This window comes from Spirillospora sp. NPDC048911, from assembly GCF_043198015.1.
Lineage (GTDB): Bacteria > Actinomycetota > Actinomycetes > Streptosporangiales > Streptosporangiaceae > Spirillospora.
In genome coordinates, this window is record NZ_JBICUD010000019.1 from 21,291 (window position 1) to 38,850 (window position 17,560).

The window sequence follows — 17,560 nt, forward strand, 5'->3', positions numbered from 1 at the left end:
ACTCCCATGCGCGGCCGCATATATGAACCGGTTCTAGTCGCGGCGGAAGCCGTACTCGCGTTCGACCCTGGTGACGCGGATGTCGTACGAGTCGTAATACCGCTCGCGGCCGGCGCGCATCGCGACCTGGTGGTCGGGGTGCAGGCGCCAGCCCTTGAGGGACTCCTGGTCGGCCCAGTAGATGACGACGCGTTCCTCGTTCGCCTCGCCCGGCAACGATTCGCGCCCCAGGTAGCCGGGCTGCTCTTCGGAGAGCTTCACCATCTGGTCGTTCAGCTCGTCATAGCCGTCGAGGTCGTCGGAGAGGGTCGAGGTGATGAAGACGGCGATGTACGGAGGCTCGGGACGCGCCACGGATACTCCCCTGTAAGGATCGTTATGGGCCGATGGTACTGATGCCGGGCCCATAACGGGAGGGATTATCCGCCGGGTGGCGGGGTGTCGCACGCTCGGGTCTGCTGGACGACCCACCGCTCGGTGGCGTCGATGTAGTCGTGCAGGGCCTGGCGCGTCCGGACGAGGGTGTCGATCTGCTCGTCCAGCCCGCCCAGGCGCGTCCGCAGCGTGGCCACGAGCTCCGGGCACGGTTCGAGGTCGGGGCCGGCGCCGGTGGCGCAGGGAAGCATGTACCCGATCTCCTGGGTGGAGAGCCCGGCCTGGAGCAGCTTCCTGATCTGGGTCACGGTCACGATGGCGTCGTCGGGGTACTCGCGGTAGCCGTTGGCGCCTCGGCCGGGTTCGAGCAGTCCCTGGGACTCGTAGTAGCGCAGTTGATGCGTGTGGACTCCGGTCCGGCGGCTCAGTTCCCCGATCAGCACGCTCGCTCCCCTTGACCTTCATATCGGTATGAACGTTGATGATTCTGCCATCACTGCCAAACGCACTAGAGGGGCACATGATGGAGAATCGCCGTACTCCCGTGACGGTCATCGGCCTGGGGATGATGGGCCAGGCGCTGGCCGGAGCGTTCCTGCGGGAGGGTCATCCCACGACGGTATGGAATCGCACGGCGGCCAAGGCCGACCGGCTCGTCGCGGAGGGCGCCGAGCTCGCCGGCTCGGTGGGCGAGGCCGTCGCGGCCAGCCCGCTGGTGGTCGTGTGCGTCTCGGACTACGACGCACTGCACGAGTTGTCGCTGGGCGAGGCCTCAGACGGCCAGGACGCGAACGGCCGCGTCCTGGAAGGCCGCGTCCTGGTTAATCTGTCCTCGGGCACCTCGGCCCAGGCGCGGGAGACCGCCGCGTGGGCCGAACGCCAGGGCGCCGCCTATCTCGATGGCGCGATCATGGCCGTCCCCGAGGGCATCGGCACGGCGGACTCCGCCATCGTCTACAGCGGGCCACGATCGGCCTTCGACGCGCACGAGGCGACGCTGGCGGAGCTGGGCGCGGCGATGCACCTCGGCGACGACCACGGGCTCTCCGCGCTCCATGAGGTCGCCGTGCTGAGCTTGATGTGGAGTGTCCTGAACGGCTTCCTGCACGGTGCCGCCCTGGTCGGCACGGCGGGGGTGGACGCCACGAGCTTCACCCCGCTCGCCACGATGGGGATCGAGACCGTGACCGGCTGGCTGAGCGGCTACGCGCAGCAGATCGACAACGGCAAGTACCCGGCGCTCGATTCCACGCTCGACACCCACGTGGCCGCGATGGAGCACGTCGTCCACGAGAGCGACGCCCTCGGGGTCAACGCCGAGCTGCCGAGGTTCGTCAAGGCGCTGGCCGACCGTGCCGTCGCCGCCGGGCGCGGCGGCGACGGCTACGCGGCGATGATCGAGCAGTTCCGCCGTGCCGGGGCCGGCGCGTCCTAAGCGCGCGGAGTCAGGTTCATGCGGATGTCCTCGGCCGCCCACAGGACGAAACGTTCGATCGGCTGAATCGACTGGTCGGATGCCAGTTCGAAGTCGAAACGCTTGAGCAGAGCCGAAAGGACGAGTTCGGCCTCGACCATTGCCAGGCCGGCGCCCTCGCAACTGCGCGGACCGATTCCGAACGGAATGTAGGCGAGACGGGGACGGCCGGCGGACGCCTCCGGCGTGAAGCGGTCGGGGTCGAACACTTCCGGGTCGGGCCAGTATTCGGGATTCATGTGGACGGCCCAGAACGGATAGAAGATGGTCGTGCCCGCCGGAACGGTGTAGTCGCCGAGCACCAGTTCCTCGGTGGTCTCACGCGCGCCGTAAGGCCCCGGCGGGTACAGCCGCATCGCCTCCCGGAGCACCATGTCCAGGTAGGTCATCCGCTTGAGGTCGCCGTATTCGGGGACGGCGCGGTCGCCCAGGACCACGTCCACCTCGTCGCTGACGCGCTTGGCCACGTCCGGGTGCCTGGCCAGCAGATAGAGCGTCCAGGAGATGGCGACGCCGGTCGTGTGGTGCGCGGCCAGCAAGGTCATCAGCACCGTGTCGCGGATCCGCGCCGGCGTCTCCCCCGAAGCCGCCAGGGCCGCGACCAGGTCGCTGCGATCGGCGTCGTCAGGAACGGCGCCGTCACGGTCCCGATGCGCGGCGATCACCTGGTCGACGGTGGCGCGCAGGTAGGTCAGCGCCTCCTCGGCACGGGCGGCGCGTTCCTCCTCGGTGCCCGGCGTCTCCAGCTGGTACAGCCGCCCGAGGTATTCGGTGAGGAGGTCCTCGAACGCGGACACGACCCGGCCTGCGGACTCCTCGGACTCCAGCCCGCTGCCCAGCGCGTATTCGCAGATCATGCGCAGCGAGAGCTCGCTCAAGTCCTTCTGCAGCTCGACCGGGGAGGCCAGTCCCGCCCAGCGATCGGCCATCTCGGCCGTCAGCTCGGTGAAACGCGCGAAGTGCGCCTCGTGCGAGGGACGGCCCGCCAGCACCGACAGCATCACCTTGCGCCACGGCACGTGCTCGTCGGCCGGGATGGTCTGCAGGTTGCCCGACTCCTGCAACGGGGTCAGGAACTCGAAGAGCTTCTCAGGCCGCTTGTTCATCTTCGCGGTGGCCTCCAGCAGGACCGGATCCGCGACCGACACCGCCAGGTCGGCGCCGGGCAGGGGAAAGCGCACCACCGGCCCGTACTCGGCGTGCAACCGCAGCTGGTAGTTGTGCAGCCCTCCCGCCGCCACGATGGCCTCGATACCGCCCTCCGCGGGCGGACCGGGAATCTGGGCCGGGGAAATACCGTCGCCTCGCATGACACTCCCGCGTCGGGTTATTGATTAGGTTGTCCCGAGATAGGTGCTGTGCTTGCATGCTCTCAGGTATTTACGGATATGGCTGGCGTTTGGAAGCCGCGTCGTGGCGGCCGGGAGAGGACATGAAACATGGTCGATCTGCGCACACCGAACGTCGCGCGGATGTACGACTACCTCCTGGGCGGTAAGGACAACTACGCCACCGACCGCGCGGCCGTCGACGAGGTCGTCCGGCACGCTCCGGACACGCCGTTCATGGCCCGGGAAAACCGTGCTTTCCTGGGGCGCGCGGTGCGTTTCCTGGCCGAGTCCGGCGTACGGCAGTTCGTCGACATCGGCTCGGGCCTGCCCACCCAGGGCAACGTGCACGAGATCGCGCACCACATCGCCCCGGACTCCCGCGTCCTGTACGTGGACGTCGACCCGATCGTGCTGGCCCACGGACGCGCGATCCTCGCCAGCACCCCCGGAGTGGCCGTCATCCAGGGGGACGCCCGCCGGGTCGAGGACATCCTGACCGATCCCGAGGCGACCGCCCTCATCGACTTCGACCAGCCGATCGCCGTGCTGATGCTGGCGGTGCTGCACTTCATCGGCGATGACGACGATCCCCCGGGGATCGCGGCGCGGCTGCGCGACGCCATGGCGCCCGGCAGCTACCTGACGGTGTCGCACGTGACCGCCGACTTCGACGCCGACCGCCGGGTCCGCGAAGCCGGCGCGGTGTACGAGAAGGCCACGTCCCAGATCACCCTGCGCAGCCGCGCCGAGGTCATGCGGATGTTCGAGGGCTTCGAGCTGGTGGAGCCGGGCCTGTCCACCCTGTCGCTGTGGCGTCCCCTGCCGGGCACGACCCCCCCGCCCGGCGCCGAGACGCAGTGGTGCTACGCGGGCGTGGGCCGCAAGCTCGGCTAGGTCTCCCCCGCGATCCGGACGCGCGGAGCGTTTCGCCGGGTTCCGTCCATGGAAGGGGACGGGCGATGGCTTGGCACGTTACCGCTGGTCCGGGCCACGATCGCACGAGGGGGACGGTATGGGCGCTGGGGATGACGGGGGCCGTGAGCGGCTCGCGGAGGTCGAGCGGACGCTGGACGTGCTGCGGCGCGAAGTCGGGCCGCCGACCGACGAGCCGAAGGACTACGGGGACGCGGCCGCCGAGATGAGCTCCCGGGAGGAGCAGGCCGCGCTCATCGAGAGCCTGGAGATCGAGCGCGATCATCTGAGGCGGCAGCTTGACCTGGAATGACACGGTCCGGCCTTGGTGAACGGGTTTGTCCTCAAACACAGGGGGCACATCCGTCACGCCCCCAGCAGCCGGTGGTCGGAGGTAGCGATGCGGATCGGAACGGCACTGCTCGTCATCTGGCTCGTGATCGGCGCGCTCGCCGCCGGGCAGCGCAAGTACTTCGACGACGACGACACCAACTGCTCGAACCTGGCGACGATCGTGGTGACCGTCATCGCCGGGCCGCTCAACTACGTCGGCGTGAACCCGAAGATCTCCTGCGACGCGCCCGAGCCGAGCAAGTGACCGCCCATCCCGTCATGATCCTCCGGCGACGACGGTGAGCGGGGTGGCCAGGGGCGCGGTGGACCGGCGCACGACGAGCTCCGGCCGGTAGAGGAGCTCGGTCCGGGGCGCCTGGGTGCCGCCGATCTCCTCCAGCAGGTAGGCCACGGCGGCCAGGCCCATCTCGCGGACGGGCTGGCGGACCGTGGTGAGGGGCGGGTCGAGGTACGCGGTCATCGGGGAGTCGTCGAAGCCGACCACGGAGACGTCCTCGGGGACGCGCAGCCCGCGCTGGCGGACGCCGCGGATGGCTCCGATCGCGATGATGTCGCTGCCGCAGCAGATGGCGGTGGCGCCCCGGTCGATGAGCTGCTGGGCCGCGGCCTGGCCGCCCTCGACCGTGAAGAGGGTGTTGACGATGAGGTCGTCCACCTCGGTCGTGCCGAGATGCTCTCGCATCCCCCGGCGGAAGCCCTCGGTCTTGCGGATCGACGGGACGAACCGCGACTGGCCGACCGCGAGCCCGATGCGCCGGTGCCCGAGCGCGGCCAGGTGCCCGACGGCCATCTCCAGGGACGCGGTGTCGTCGTTGGAGATGAACGGCGCCGGGATGTCGGGCCGGAACCCGTTGATCAGCACGATCGGCAGCCCGCGGCCGATGAGCCGGGTGTAACGGACGGGCTCGGACTCGGAGTCGGCGTGCTTGCCGCTGAGCAGGACGATGCCCGCGACGCCGCGGTCGAGCAGGAGCTCGGTGTAGTCGTCCTCGCCGATCCCGCCGGGCGTGACCGTGCACAGCACGGCCGTGTACCCCGACTGCGCGAGGGCGTTCTCGATGACCTGGGCGAACGCGGGGAAGATCGGGTTGGTGAGCTCGGGGATGATGAGGCCGATCAGCCCGGCCCGCTGCTGGCGCAGCCGGGCCGGGCGCTCGTAGCCGAGGACGTCCAGCGCGGTGAGCACCGCCTGCCGCGTCGCGGCGGCCACGCCCGGTTTGCCGTTGAGCACCCGGCTGACGGTCGCCTCGCTGACCCCCGCGTGGGCGGCGATGTCGGCCAGCCTCATCTGGCTCATCGGTCGCCCTCGTACCAGACGGCCGTGTCGGGCGGCAGCACCAGGCAGTCCCCGTCCGGGCGGATGGGGCCGCTGGCCAGCAGCGCGCGCCCGTACGCGGGGACGCGCACGCTCCGGTCGCCGAGGTTGACCGCGCACGTGAGACGGGCGTCGCCGGTCTCGCGCTCGAAGACGAGCGTGCCGGGCGGCCCGACCAGCCAGCGCAGCGTGCCGTCGCCGAGCGCCGGGTGCTCGCGCCGGATCCGCAGAGCCGTCCGGTAGAGCGCGAGCATCGAGCCGTGATCGGCGGCCTGCCGTTCGACGGTGAGGTCCCGCCAGTGCCCGGGCATCGGCAGCCAGCTCCCGCCCGGCCCGAATCCGAACGGCGGCGCCTCGCCGGACCACGGGATCGGCACGCGGCAGCCGTCCCGTCCCGACTCGGGGTCGCGGTTCCGCTGCGGGTCCTGGAGGTACTCCTCGGGCAGGTCGAGCACCTCGGCCAGGCCCAGCTCCTCCCCCTGGTAGATGTAGGCCGAGCCGGGCAGCGCCAGCATCAGCAGCGCCGCCGCGCGGGCGCGCCGGATCCCGACCTCGCCGTCGCCGTAGCGGGTGACGTGCCGTTTCACATCGTGATTGGACAGCACCCATGTGCTCGGCGCCCCGACCCGTTCGAAGGTGCGCAACGACTCCTCGATCACCGCGCGCTTGGCCTGGACGTCCCAGTCGGCGGTCATGTAGGCGAAGTTGAACGCCTGGTGCATCTCGTCCGGACGCACGTAGTCGGCCAAGCGCTCCTGCGACGGCGCCCACGCCTCCGCCACGGCGATCCGTTCGCCCGCGTAGGAGTCGAGCAGGCGCCGCCAGGAGCGGTGGATCTCGTGCACGCCGTCCTGGTCGAAGTACGGCAGGACGGTCGTGCCCAGCATCTCGATCTGGTCGGTGAAGCCCGCGTCGGGCAGGCCGTCCGCCTTGACCATGCCGTGCGCGACGTCGACCCGGAAGCCGTCCACCCCGAGGTCGAGCCAGAAGCGCAGGGTCTCCTCGAAGTCGGCGCGGACCTCGGGGTTGTCCCAGTTCAGGTCAGGCTGCTCGGGAGCGAACAGATGCAGGTACCACTGGCCGTCCGGAACGCGCGTCCAGGCGGGCCCTCCGAACACCGACTCCCAGTCGTTCGGCGGCTCCTCGCCACACGCTCCGCGACCGTCGCGGAAGATGTAGCGGGCGCGTTCAGGGCCGCCCGGCGCCGCCTCCAGCGCCTCCCGGAACCACACGTGCATGTCCGAGCTGTGGTTCGGCACCACGTCCACGATGACCCGCAGCCCGTAGTCGTGCGCGTCGCGCACCAGCGCCCGCGCGTCGTCGAGCGAGCCGAAGATCGGGTCGACGTCGCGGTAGTCGGCGACGTCGTACCCGAAGTCGGCCATGGGCGAGGTGTAGAACGGGGTGATCCAGAGCGCGTCCACCCCGAGTTCGGCGAGGTGGGGCAGCCGGCTGCGGATGCCCGGCAGGTCGCCGATGCCGTCGCCGTCGCCGTCGGCGAAGCTGCGGACGTACACCTGGTAGATGACCGCGTCCCGCCACCACCTGGTCCGCTCGGCGAGCGGGGCGGCGGCGGTGGACGTGGCCGTGCTGTTCTGCGTCATCGATGTCCTTACTTGACGCCGCCGGCGGTGAGCCCGGCGACGATCCTGCGCTGGAAGACGAGCACCAGGAGGATCAGCGGGACGGTGACGATCACACCGGCCGCCATCTGGGTGCCGAACGGCTGGTCCTGGCCGCTCACTCCGGTGAACTTGGAGATCGCCACGGTGGCGGTCTGCATCTCCTTGTCGGTGGTCATCGACAGGGCGATGATGAACTCGTTCCATGCCGCCATGAACGTGATGATGGCCGTCGTGAACACGCCCGGCGCGGCGAGCGGCACGATGATCCGCCGGAACGCCTGACCGCGCGTGCACCCGTCCACCATGGCCGCCTGCTCCAGCTCGAACGGCAGCTGCCGGAAGAACGTCGTGAGCAGCCAGATGCACAGCGGCAGCGCGAACCCGAGGCTGGGCACCACCATCGCCTGGTAGGTGTTGATCCACTTGAGGTCGGTGAACAGCTTCAGCAGCGGGATGAGCTGCGAGATGCCGGGGAACATCGTCGTGGCGATGATGAGCCCGAGGAACATGTTCTTGCCCCGGAAGCTCAGCCGGGCCAGCGCGTACGCGGTGGCGGTCCCGATCAGCAGGGTGAGCAGCGTGGTGGTGCCCGCCACGACGAGGCTGTTGAGCAGGGCTCGGTCGAAGCCGTTGCTCCCGCCGAACACCGCGGTGAAGTTCTCCACCGACCAGTGGCGCGGCAGGATCGAGTTGTCGAACTGGTCCTGCGGCCGCCGGAACGCCGAGACCACCATCCAGTAGAACGGCGCGAGGCAGTAGGCCGCCACCACGGCGACTCCCGCGTACACCAGGACGCGGCGCGCGGCGACGGAGCTCATGCTCTCCCCTTCTTCCCGGCTTCCCGCTTCCTGACTTCCCGCTTCCTGACGTCACGGGCCTGGCCGATGATGTCGGCGCCGAGCAGCTTGACGAACAGGTAGGCGACGAGCGCGATGTAGAGGAACAGGATCGTGGAGTACGCGGCGGCCGAGCCGTAGCGCAGGTTGTTCGACTCGAACCACGAGATCATCGTCAGTGTCTCGACGGAGCGCTTGTTCACCCCGATGAGCACCGCGGGCAGGTCGAACATCCGCAGCACGTCCAGCAGCCGGAACAGCACCGCGACCAGCAGGGCGGGCTTGACGAGCGGCAGCGTGATCCGGACGAACCGCTGCACCGCCCCCGCCCCGTCGACCTTGGCCGCCTCGTACACCTCGCGCGGGATCATCTGCAGCCCGGCGAGCACCAGCAGGCCGATGAACGGCGAGGTCTTCCAGACCTCGGCGATGATGACCGCGAGCTTGGACTCCGAGCCGTCGGCGGTCCAGAGCACCTGCCGGCCGATGAGGGCGTTGAACGCTCCGTCCGCCTGGAAGATCCAGCGCCACAGCAGCCCGGAGATCGCGGTGGGGATCGCCCAGGGCACCAGGATGCCGGCGCGGACGAGCGCGCGGCCGCGGAACGCCTGCTGCATGATCAGGGCCATCGCGACGCCGATCACCGTTTCCAGCACGACCGTCGTCACCGTGAAGAAGGTCGTGTTGAAGAAGGCGTTCCAGAAGGCGTCGGCGCGGTCGCCGGAGAAGATGGCGGTGTAGTTGTCGACGCCGACGAACTTCTCGCCCTCGACGACGAACCCGTCCGCGTCGAGGGTCTGACCGCGCGAGTACAGCGACTCCCGGAAACCGGCGAGCACCGGGTAGCCGACGACCAGCGCGAGCACGAGCAACGTCGGCGACAGCATGAGCGCGGCCATCCGCCCCGACCCCTGCGGATCGCCCTTCCGCCGCCGCGCGGCGGCCAGGGGCGCCGGCGCGGCGGTCTTGCTCTTGAACGTGGTGGCCATCGGATTACTGCGCGGTGAGCTGGGTGAGCTTGGCCTGCAGGTCGGTGAGGGCCTTGTCGGAGGGCGTCTTGCCGCCGAGCGCGTCGTACACCGACCCCTGGATGGCGGCGGTGACGTCGCCGTACTTGACGACGACGGGCCGCGACTTGGCGTTCTCGATGGCCGCCTTCAGCGTCGGCAGGAACGGGAACTTCTTCACCATGTCGGGGTCGCTGTAAAGCGAGGTGAGCGTCGGCGCCTGGGCGGTCGCGAGCGAGTTGTCCTTCTGCTGCTTGTCCGCGGCGGAGAACTTGATGAAGTCGAGGGCGCTGGCCTTGTTCTTGGCGAACGCGGAGATGGCGTAGTTGTGCCCGCCGAGGTTGGCTGCGCCCGGCCCGCTCGGCCCGGGGATCGGCGCGACCTGGAACTTGCCTGCGACCTTGGACGAGCCGTCGCCTGCGTTGGCCAGCTCGTACTGGTACGGCCACTGCCGGTGGAACAGGAGCTTGCCGGCCTGGAAGTGGCGGCGCCCGCCCTCGCCGTCGAGCGTGAGGGCGGCCTTGGGCATCCGGCCGTCCTTGACGGCGTTGACCAGGAAGTCGACGCCCGTCTTGGCCTGCGGTGTGGAGACGGCGGGCTTGCCGGCGTCGTCCACGATGGTGCCGCCGGCGCTGCTGATCGCCTCGGCGGCCGAGACCGTGAGGCCCTCGGTCTTGCCGACCTCGGTCAGGAAGCAGTCGACCCCCTTGCCCTCCGGCAGCGCCTTGACCTTGTCGCACGCGGCCCACATCTCGGCCCACGTCTTGGGAGGCCCGGCGACCCCGGCCTTCTTGAGCAGGTCGGAGCGGTAGTAGAGGAGACCGGAGTCGGAGGTCAGCGGGACGCCGAAGAGCTTGCCGCGGTATTCGGCGGTGGTCAGCGTGGCGGGGAGCAGCTTGGCGGTCTCGACCTGGTCCTCGGGGATCTCCGTGAGCCAGCGGTTGGCGGCGAACTCGGCGGTCCAGACGACGTCGAGGTTGAGGATCGTGTACGCGTCGGACTTGGTCGTCGCGTTCTGGATCATCTGCTGGCGCTGGTCGTTGGGCTCGTCCGGCAGCTCAATGATCTTGGCCTGCTCGGTCGGGTGGTCCTTGTTCCAGGCGTCGACCATCTTCTGCATGAAGCCGGAACGGTCCTTGCCCGTCGCCAGCGTGATCGGACCGCGCCCGGTGAGCTGCCCGGCGGCGGCCTTGCCGCCGCCCGCCGACGTACCGGCACCGCCGTCGTCACCGCCGCCGCACGCGCTCAGCACGAGCGCGAGACCGGCGACGATGCCGGCCAGGGGTGTGCGCCGCATGGGTCCTCCTCGGTCTGGGGCCGCTGCCGGGCCCCGGATTTCTGCCCCGCCATGTCCGCTATGGGGCCTCCTGGAGCGAGGACGTTAGCAACGCGTTGCAAGCGAGTAAAGAGTTTGCAGAAAGATTCAGACAGGTTGCACTCGACTTGCAGCTCCCGTCACCGTCCTCGCGACGGCCTCGCCACTGGTGGCCAGACGCGCGAATAGTGACCTGCGAGGGTTGTGGTGACTTGTGGGGCTTGGGTTTGATGGCCAGGTGGTCACACGCGTGGGGACGGAGTCGGACGCCGAGCTGGTGGCGGCGGCCGGGTCCGGCGACGAGCAGGCGTCGGGAGAGCTGTTCCGCCGGCATCACACCGCGGTGCTGGGATACGCCCGCGGCCTGGTACGCGACCGGCACGCGGCCGAGGACCTGACGAGCGAGGCGTTCGCGCGGACGCTGGCGGCGCTCCGCCAGGGCATGGGGCCCCGCGAGGCCTACCGGCCCTATCTCTACACCGTCGTGCGCAACGCCGCCGTCGACTGGGCCCGCGCCGGCCGCCGCACGGTGGTGACCGACGAGGTCGCCGACTGGGCCGACCGCCCGGCCGACGAGCTGCCGGACCTGGACGAGCTGGACGCGCTGGCCCGCGCCTTCAGGTCCCTTCCCGAACGCTGGCAGACCGTCCTGTGGCACACGATCATCGAGGACGAGCCCGTCCAGCAGGTCGCCGAGCTGCTCGGCATGGAGCCCGGCGCGGTCGCCCAGCTGGCGTTCCGGGCCCGCGAGGGACTCCGGCAGGCGTTCCTGGCCGCGAGCTGCGAGGGCCATCCCGAGTGCGCGGGGTTCACCGCCCAGCTCGCCGCGAGCGTCCGGCGGCCGGGCCGCCGGCGCAACCGCGCCCTGCGCCAGCATCTGGAGTCCTGCGAACGGTGCCGGCGCGCCGGCGAGGAGATGTCCGACCTCAACACGCGACTGCGGCGCGCCCTTCCGATCGGGGTCGTCGCGCTGGGGGCGCCGTCGGCGCCGCTCGGCGCCCTCCTCTCTACCGGCGGGGCGGCGCTCCCCGGCGCGGCACTCCCCGGCTGGGCCCTTCCCGCGGGGATCGCCGGAGCCGGCGCCGCCGCGCTCCTGGCAGTCCTGTTCGCGACCGTGGGGCTCGGCCCGGACGAGGCCGCCCCGCCCCGGGCCGCGCCGTCGGGCAACCCACCCGCGGCGCCCGCGAGCCCGGCTCCTCCCGCGCGCCTTCAGCCCGGCCAGAACGAGGGCAGGCCCGCCGTCCTGCCCAAGCGGATCAAGCCCCCGAAGCGGAAGTCTCCGGGCGCCGCCGCCCCCGCCGCGAACGGGGTCTTCCGGATCCGCAGCGCGACCCTCCAGTCATGCCTGGCGCCGAACGGCACGGCGGTCGTGCAGCGTCCCTGCGGCGACTCGGCCACCGCCTGGCGGCGCAAGAACACGAGCGGCGGTTTCACGCTGACCAGCGGGGCCAACGGCAAGTGCATGGGCCGCGGGGCGTCCTCGGCCTCCGTACCCTGGGAAGGCAGCACGGAGTACGCCGTCGTCACGGCCCCGTGCGGTGGCCCGCACCAGGTCTGGAAGATCGTGCAGACGGGCGGCGTGGGCGGCGCACGGCTGGCCAACGGCGACGGCTGGTACTTGCAGGCCAGTTATTCGGGCCTCCAGCCCGTCACCCTCAAGTCCTCCTCGTTCTCCGGCATGGCCGCCCAGGGCTGGTCCATCGAACGCTAGAAGCGATCATCCGCAGCCGATCCGGTCCGGGGCGACGGGCTCGGCATTGAGCGTGAGCCAGGCCCGCAGGGCCATGTGCAGTTCCAGCCGCCCGCCCGTGGCGTGGATGCCGTCCCCGAAGAGCTCCTCGAGCTGGCGGATGCGGTACCGGACGGTCTGGGCGTGCACGTGCAGCCGCCCGGCGACCTCGGTGGCGTTGAACCCGCACTCCAGGCAGGTGAGCAGGGTCTCGGCGAGCCGGTACCGCTGCGCCGGGCGGACGGCGCGCAGGGGCGCGAGCCGACGTTTGATCATCCGGTCGACCAGCTCGCGTTCCCGCATCATCAAGATGATCGGCATGTGCGTCTCGGCGACGATCGGCTCGGCGGCGTCGATCAGGCCCTGCCCGGCCAGCTCCAGCGCGTCGGCGGCCCACCGCATCGACGTGGCCAGCCCGGTGATCTCCACCGTCGGCCCGATCGCGGCGGTCCAGCCGCGCAGCCGCCTCAGGATCTGGTGGCGGCCGGGCCCGTCCGGATCCGGGACGATCAGGCAGGGCCGCGGGAGGTGCAGGCCGATCAGCACGTCGGGGGGCACGGCCGGGCGCCGGGCGTCGGGGCCGCGCTCGCGCAGCGCGACGGCGGCCACGGTCCGCGGCAGCGGCCAGCCCGCCTCGCGGGCCGGCTCCCTGAGATCCTTCAGTTCGGGGGCGGGCTCGCCGAGCAGCAGGTCCAGCAACCGCCGCCGGCGGTCCTGGTGCGTGCCGGCCGCCCGCGCCGCCGCGTCGGCGTGCCCCGCCGCGACCACCTCGGCCAGCTGGTTGAGGTACCTGAAGACGGCGTTGGCGACGCCCGCCACGATGGCCGCGCTGGCCCGGTAGCCCAGCTCCTCGGCCCGCTCGGTCAGCCGTTCGACGGCCACGCCCGCGCCGATCCGGATCGAGGACTGCCAGGCGTCCAGCGTCCGTCCCTCGATGGCCTCGCCGACGCCGACCCGCCGCCAGAACTCCAGGACCTCGGCCGAGTCGGTGCCGGGGTCGGCCAGCAGGTCCAGGAAATGCCCGATGGCGTACTCGACGCCCAGCCCGAGCGCCTCGATGTAGCGGGGATCGCCCGGCCGCAGGAACTCCGGCACCTGCTCCTCGATCCGGCGGACGGCCTCCGCGGCGATCCCGGGCACGGACGGGCGGAGATCGCGTGCGATCCGGGCATCGTCCTCGAACGAGAGTCCCAGTTCGATACGGCGCACGGGGAGGCCGACCACCCGGTCGCGGTCAGACAAGGAGACCTCCTTCACTGGTACTTACGTGCGGGAGAGACGGCGAGATCAGCGCCTGATTACGGACTTTCGCGGAACTTTCTGTTTCTCCCGGATCGGCCGGGGCCGATAACGTCGGGCCCATGCGGCTTCACGTGGGATGCGCGATGTGGACTCACGCGCCTTGGCAGGGCCGGTTGCTGCCGCACCCGCTCTCCCCCAAGGAGCGCCTGAAGGCCTACGCCAGCTGGTGCAACGCGGTGGAGGGCAACACGACGTTCTACGCCACGCCGAGCCGGAGCGCCGTGGAGTCGTGGGCCGAGCAGACCGATCCCGGCTTCCGCTTCGTGGTCAAGCTGCCGAAGACCATCACGCACGAACGGCGTCTCGCCGGGGCCGACGAGGAGCTCCGGGCCTTCCTGACGGCGATCGAGCCCCTCGGGGCGCGGGCCCATGCCCTCTGGATCCAGCTTCCGGGGTCGTTCGCGCCGTCGGACCTGGGGACGCTGGCGGCCTTCCTCCGGCGGCAGCCGCGGTCGTACCGGTGGGCCGTCGAGGTCCGGCACCGCGCGTTCTTCGAGGACGCGCGGTCGGCGGGCTGGCTCGAACGCCTCCTCACCGAGGTCGGCGCCGAGTGGATCCCGTTCGACACCGTGACCATGTTCCAGAGCCCGCCGACGAGCGACGCCGAGCGCGACGCCTGGACGAAGAAGCCGCGGGTGCCGCGCCGGTCGGCGGCGCTGACCGACCAGCCCATCGTCCGCTATCTGGGCCGTGACGACACGGCGCGCACGGTGGAGGGGTGGCGCCACTGGGCCGGCCAGGTCGCGGATTGGCTGCGCGAGGGCCGTTCGCCGACGGTCTTCATCCACACTCCCGACAACGCCGAGGCGTTGACGCTCGCCCGCCGGTTCCACGCCGAGGTGCGGGAACTCGTACCCGAAATCGAGCCGTTGCCCGAGCCGATTCCGGCGGAGCCCCCGACCCTCTTCTGAGTTAATGATGAGCACAAGACAATGGCGTACTCGTGCAAATTCATCCATTCTTCATCGGTAGCGTCATATTACGGCTAACGCGGGTATGACCCAGTTATCCATGCTTCACGCTCACAGACCGATCGGGGGAGAGGATCGTGAGTCAGGGCAACGGGAAGACCACGGCCAGGGACCGTCCGGGCACGGAGGTCCCGCGTCGACCGGAGGCCGAACCGGGCACGCGCCCGGCGGACGGCGGGGCGCTGGTCACCCGGCAGGGCCGCACCACCATCGCCGACGGCGTCGTCGCCAAGATCGTGGGGATGGCGGCCCGGGAGGTCGGCGGCGTGCACGCCATGGGCGCGGGCATGGGCCGCACGCTCGGTTCGATGCGCGAGCACATCCCGGGCATGACCAAGAGCGTCTCGCAGGGCGTGTCGGTCGAGGTCGGCGAGCGGCAGGCCGCGGTCGACATCGACGTGGTCGTCGAGTACGGGGTCGCGATCCCGGCGCTCGCCGGGGCCGTCCGCGACAACGTGATCCGCTCGGTCGAGCAGATGTGCGGGCTGGACGTGGTCGAGGTCAACATCACCGTCGACGACATCCATCTGCCCGAGGACGACGGGAACGGCGCCTCGGATTCGCGCGACTCCTCCCGCGGCCCGTCGCGCGATTCGGGTCAGCCCAAGGAATCCCGAGTCCAATGACGGCGGCAGAGGCCCCGCCGATCGATTCCCCCGGCTCTCAGGCCGCGGGGGAATTCGCCGAACACGTCGCGGCGGCCGCCGTCCGATGCCCGGGTGTGGCAGGCCTGTCCGCGGACGGGCCGGGGGACGTCGTCACCTACCGGCGGGGCTCGCCGTTGCGCGGGGTCGCGGTGCGCGACGACGAGATCGTGGTGTGCGTGGTCGCGACGCTGGAGCGGCCCGTGTACGAGACGGCCGAGGCGGTGGCTGCGGCCGTCGCGCCGCTGGCGGGTGAACGGTCCGTGCACGTGATCGTGGGAGACGTCGTCGCCGGCGCGGACGCGGGCGACGCCGCCACGGCCCGTGAACACAGCCCATGAACAGGAGTGACCGGGCCGACTTCCGCGCCTGGATCCGCGCCAACCATCCGGACGCGGGCGGCGACCCGGAGGAGTTCGCCGCCGAACTCCAGCGCCGCCGCCATCCCGCGCCCGCCGCACCGGCGAACGGCCAGGTGACCGTGGTCCGGCGGCGGCGAGGCCCTCGCGGGGCCATGGACCGCTGGCTGGAGCGCCGCCGCCGGCGGCGTGCCCGCGACCTGAACTGAAGCCTGAATCGAAGGGGGGAACGAAGATGGGTGCTGTCAAGATATGGCCGCTGGCCGGCCTGGCCTTCGGGACCGTGCTGGGACTGGCCGCCGGATTCGGCGGGTTCGGCCCGTTCCTGGCCGTCCTCCTGCTCGGGATCATCGGCTTCCTCGCCGGCCGGGTGATCGAGGGCGAGCTCGATCTGAGCAGCCTGTTCGGCCCGGCGAACGAGCGGCGCGGGAGGTCGTCGTCATGACGGCGCGGCTCTCCTCCGACCGCGGCACCACCGCGATCGACGATCGGGTGATCGTGGCCATCGCCTGCCGGGCCGCGGCCGGGACACCGGGCATCGGCGGCGTGGACGGCACCGTCCTCGGCGTTCCCGTGGGCGACCGGCGGCCGCGCGGCAGGACGATCGCCCACGGCGATCTCGCCCGCCCCCGCGTTCGGATCTCGGTGGCCTACCCCGCCTCGGTGCGCGAGGTGACCCGGCGCGCCCGCGTACGGATCCGGGACGAGGTACAGGCCCTGACCGGCCTGCGCGTCGGCCCGGTGGACATCGACGTCGCCGCGCTCACCCACGAGAGGCGGCTGCCATGACCGCCACCGCCGGACCGCTGCCGTCGGCGCCGGGCCGGGCGGAGGCGGAGGCGCCGCCGCGCGGCGCCGACCGGCCCGCGCGGCGCGCCGCCCGCCGGGTCTTCCGCCCGCGCCGCGTCTGGCCCGCGCTGCTCGCGGCGATCGTGATGACGGCCGCCGGAACGATCGTGGCCGTCGAGGTCATCTCCGCGCTCGCCGGCGACCCCGCGCGCGTCGTCCCCTACGAGAGGCTGACGGACTGGCTGGCCGGCACGCGCTGGCGGAACGGCGCGGTGATAGCGACCGGCGCCGTCACCGCCGCCCTCGGGCTCATCGCGCTGCTGGCGGGCCTGCTCCCAGGGCACACGCGGCTGATACGGCTGCGCACCGACGATCCCGATTTCGTCATGGGAGTCACCGACCGCGGCCTGCGCACGGCGGCCGAAACGGCGGCTCGCGACATCGACCTGGTCAGCGACGTCCCGCGCGTCAAGACGCGGGGCCGCCGGGTCCTCGTGGCGGTGACCACGCCGGCACGGGACACCGGGGACCTCAAGGTGAGGGTGCGCGACGCCGTGCGCGCCCGCCTCGACGACCTCGGGGTCGAGCCGTCCCGCTCGGTACGCGTCCGAGCCCGGCACAAGGGGGTATGACGATGGACCGCGGAGCCGCGTTCATCAACCGGACCGGGCTGACCATCGTGGGACTGCTGCTCACGGCCGGTGGCACCGCCGTCCTCGCGCGGGCGCTCGGCCCATGGGGTTCCTCGGCGGAGTCGACGTCCGTCCTCACCGACGGGATGCGCCGGTACCCGGACGGACATTCCTGGTTCTGGCCCACGGTGGCGGCCGGCTCCTGCGCCCTCGCGCTGATCGGTGTGGCGTGGCTGCTCGCGCAGGCGCGGAGCGACAGGCTGCCCGGCCTGTCACTGGAGGCGGACGACGCGGACGGGCAGACGCGGGTCTCCGCGCAGGCCGTGACGTCCGCGCTGGAAGACGAGATCGCGGCGCTGCCGAGCGTCCGAGAGGCGCGGGCCCGGCTGCTGGGCGGCAAGGACCACCCGCGCCTGCTGCTGAACGTGGCGTACGGCGCCCGCGCGGATCTGGACGCGCTGCGCAGGGGCATCGAGGAGAAGGCCGTGACGCACGTGCGCGCGGCGCTCGACCTCAACGCGCTGCCGACGGTCGTCCGCCTGCGCCTGGTCTCCGGCGGGCATCGGCGAACCGTCGCCTGATAGCGAGGC

Annotated in this window: 22 protein-coding genes; 13 read left to right on the forward strand and 9 right to left on the reverse strand. The window is 71.3% G+C overall.

The genetic code is table 11. The features are described 5' to 3' along the window. Nucleotides 1–33: 33 nt before the first annotated feature. Together ACGFNU_RS49385 and ACGFNU_RS49390 are read right to left on the reverse strand one after the other, a co-directional pair. Entirely contained in the window at nucleotides 34–354 is a 321-nt protein-coding gene (locus ACGFNU_RS49385) for an antibiotic biosynthesis monooxygenase family protein (protein WP_392603735.1), read from the reverse strand. A gap of 65 nt (nucleotides 355–419) precedes the next feature. Beyond that, the gene (locus ACGFNU_RS49390) at nucleotides 420–818 is read right to left on the reverse strand and encodes a MerR family transcriptional regulator (RefSeq protein WP_392603736.1); all 399 of its coding nucleotides are present in this window, start codon (nucleotides 816–818) and stop codon (nucleotides 420–422) included. An 80-nt stretch (nucleotides 819–898) separates the two neighbouring features. Here ACGFNU_RS49390 and ACGFNU_RS49395 point away from each other — a divergent pair, with 80 nt between their 5' ends. Then, nucleotides 899–1,810, forward strand: a complete 912-nt coding sequence (locus ACGFNU_RS49395; protein ID WP_392603737.1) for an NAD(P)-dependent oxidoreductase — start codon at nucleotides 899–901, stop codon at nucleotides 1,808–1,810. Here the strand turns inward: ACGFNU_RS49395 and ACGFNU_RS49400 are convergent. Further along, the gene (locus tag ACGFNU_RS49400; protein WP_392603738.1) at nucleotides 1,807–3,159 is read right to left on the reverse strand and encodes a cytochrome P450; all 1,353 of its coding nucleotides are present in this window, start codon (nucleotides 3,157–3,159) and stop codon (nucleotides 1,807–1,809) included. The genes ACGFNU_RS49395 and ACGFNU_RS49400 overlap by 4 nt on opposite strands. 129 nt (nucleotides 3,160–3,288) lie before the next feature. Here ACGFNU_RS49400 and ACGFNU_RS49405 point away from each other — a divergent pair, with 129 nt between their 5' ends. The 3 genes from ACGFNU_RS49405 (at nucleotide 3,289) to ACGFNU_RS49415 (ending at nucleotide 4,690) form a co-directional block, all read left to right on the forward strand. Further along, entirely contained in the window at nucleotides 3,289–4,074 is a 786-nt protein-coding gene (locus ACGFNU_RS49405; protein WP_392603739.1) for an SAM-dependent methyltransferase, read from the forward strand. Between the two features lie 118 nt (nucleotides 4,075–4,192). Then, nucleotides 4,193–4,405 carry a hypothetical protein gene (locus ACGFNU_RS49410; RefSeq protein WP_392603740.1) on the forward strand — a complete coding sequence of 71 codons (213 nt, stop codon included), beginning with the start codon at nucleotides 4,193–4,195 and terminating at the stop codon, nucleotides 4,403–4,405. Between the two features lie 87 nt (nucleotides 4,406–4,492). Further along, entirely contained in the window at nucleotides 4,493–4,690 is a 198-nt protein-coding gene (locus tag ACGFNU_RS49415) for a hypothetical protein (protein ID WP_392603741.1), read from the forward strand. A gap of 12 nt (nucleotides 4,691–4,702) precedes the next feature. Here the strand turns inward: ACGFNU_RS49415 and ACGFNU_RS49420 are convergent, their stop codons facing one another. From ACGFNU_RS49420 to ACGFNU_RS49440, 5 genes are read right to left on the reverse strand one after another with little or no spacing between them, the layout of a single operon-like run. Further along, nucleotides 4,703–5,743: a LacI family DNA-binding transcriptional regulator gene (locus ACGFNU_RS49420; protein ID WP_392603742.1), complete on the reverse strand. Its 1,041-nt coding sequence runs from the start codon at nucleotides 5,741–5,743 to the stop codon at nucleotides 4,703–4,705. Beyond that, complete coding sequence (locus ACGFNU_RS49425; RefSeq protein ID WP_392603743.1) at nucleotides 5,740–7,365, reverse strand: glycoside hydrolase family 13 protein; 1,626 nt, start codon at nucleotides 7,363–7,365, stop codon at nucleotides 5,740–5,742. The genes ACGFNU_RS49420 and ACGFNU_RS49425 overlap by 4 nt, the downstream gene beginning before the upstream one ends. 8 nt (nucleotides 7,366–7,373) lie before the next feature. Further along, nucleotides 7,374–8,204, reverse strand: coding sequence for a carbohydrate ABC transporter permease (locus ACGFNU_RS49430; protein WP_392603744.1), 831 nt, complete (start codon nucleotides 8,202–8,204; stop codon nucleotides 7,374–7,376). Then, complete coding sequence (locus ACGFNU_RS49435) at nucleotides 8,201–9,211, reverse strand: carbohydrate ABC transporter permease (protein ID WP_392603745.1); 1,011 nt, start codon at nucleotides 9,209–9,211, stop codon at nucleotides 8,201–8,203. Before ACGFNU_RS49435 ends, ACGFNU_RS49430 begins: the two co-directional genes overlap by 4 nt. Nucleotides 9,212–9,215: 4 nt before the next feature. Beyond that, nucleotides 9,216–10,526 carry an ABC transporter substrate-binding protein gene (locus tag ACGFNU_RS49440; protein WP_392603746.1) on the reverse strand — a complete coding sequence of 437 codons (1,311 nt, stop codon included), beginning with the start codon at nucleotides 10,524–10,526 and terminating at the stop codon, nucleotides 9,216–9,218. Between the two features lie 268 nt (nucleotides 10,527–10,794). Here ACGFNU_RS49440 and ACGFNU_RS49445 point away from each other — a divergent pair, with 268 nt between their 5' ends. After that, the gene (locus ACGFNU_RS49445) at nucleotides 10,795–12,255 is read left to right on the forward strand and encodes a sigma-70 family RNA polymerase sigma factor (RefSeq protein ID WP_392603747.1); all 1,461 of its coding nucleotides are present in this window, start codon (nucleotides 10,795–10,797) and stop codon (nucleotides 12,253–12,255) included. A gap of 6 nt (nucleotides 12,256–12,261) precedes the next feature. Here ACGFNU_RS49445 and ACGFNU_RS49450 read toward each other — a convergent pair whose 3' ends face one another. Continuing rightward, nucleotides 12,262–13,515 carry a PucR family transcriptional regulator gene (locus ACGFNU_RS49450; RefSeq protein ID WP_392603748.1) on the reverse strand — a complete coding sequence of 418 codons (1,254 nt, stop codon included), beginning with the start codon at nucleotides 13,513–13,515 and terminating at the stop codon, nucleotides 12,262–12,264. Between the two features lie 119 nt (nucleotides 13,516–13,634). Between ACGFNU_RS49450 and ACGFNU_RS49455 the strand changes: the two genes are divergently transcribed. From ACGFNU_RS49455 to amaP, 8 genes are all read left to right on the forward strand, one after another. Then, the gene (locus ACGFNU_RS49455; RefSeq protein WP_392603749.1) at nucleotides 13,635–14,486 is read left to right on the forward strand and encodes a DUF72 domain-containing protein; all 852 of its coding nucleotides are present in this window, start codon (nucleotides 13,635–13,637) and stop codon (nucleotides 14,484–14,486) included. A 137-nt stretch (nucleotides 14,487–14,623) separates the two neighbouring features. Then, nucleotides 14,624–15,172: an Asp23/Gls24 family envelope stress response protein gene (locus ACGFNU_RS49460; RefSeq protein WP_392603750.1), complete on the forward strand. Its 549-nt coding sequence runs from the start codon at nucleotides 14,624–14,626 to the stop codon at nucleotides 15,170–15,172. After that, a complete protein-coding gene (locus tag ACGFNU_RS49465) occupies nucleotides 15,169–15,531 on the forward strand; it encodes a hypothetical protein (protein ID WP_392603751.1) in 363 nt (120 codons plus the stop codon). The genes ACGFNU_RS49460 and ACGFNU_RS49465 overlap by 4 nt, the downstream gene beginning before the upstream one ends. Next, nucleotides 15,528–15,758 carry a hypothetical protein gene (locus ACGFNU_RS49470; protein WP_392603752.1) on the forward strand — a complete coding sequence of 77 codons (231 nt, stop codon included), beginning with the start codon at nucleotides 15,528–15,530 and terminating at the stop codon, nucleotides 15,756–15,758. Before ACGFNU_RS49465 ends, ACGFNU_RS49470 begins: the two co-directional genes overlap by 4 nt. A gap of 41 nt (nucleotides 15,759–15,799) precedes the next feature. Next, nucleotides 15,800–15,994 (forward strand): hypothetical protein, encoded by a 195-nt coding sequence (locus ACGFNU_RS49475; RefSeq protein WP_392603793.1) that lies wholly within the window; start codon nucleotides 15,800–15,802, stop codon nucleotides 15,992–15,994. Next, a complete protein-coding gene (locus ACGFNU_RS49480; RefSeq protein ID WP_392603753.1) occupies nucleotides 15,991–16,338 on the forward strand; it encodes an Asp23/Gls24 family envelope stress response protein in 348 nt (115 codons plus the stop codon). The genes ACGFNU_RS49475 and ACGFNU_RS49480 overlap by 4 nt, the downstream gene beginning before the upstream one ends. Beyond that, nucleotides 16,335–16,970 carry a DUF6286 domain-containing protein gene (locus ACGFNU_RS49485; protein WP_392603754.1) on the forward strand — a complete coding sequence of 212 codons (636 nt, stop codon included), beginning with the start codon at nucleotides 16,335–16,337 and terminating at the stop codon, nucleotides 16,968–16,970. Before ACGFNU_RS49480 ends, ACGFNU_RS49485 begins: the two co-directional genes overlap by 4 nt. Before the next feature lie 2 nt (nucleotides 16,971–16,972). Continuing rightward, complete coding sequence (gene amaP, locus ACGFNU_RS49490) at nucleotides 16,973–17,551, forward strand: alkaline shock response membrane anchor protein AmaP (RefSeq protein WP_392603755.1); 579 nt, start codon at nucleotides 16,973–16,975, stop codon at nucleotides 17,549–17,551. Nucleotides 17,552–17,560: the final 9 nt, after the last annotated feature.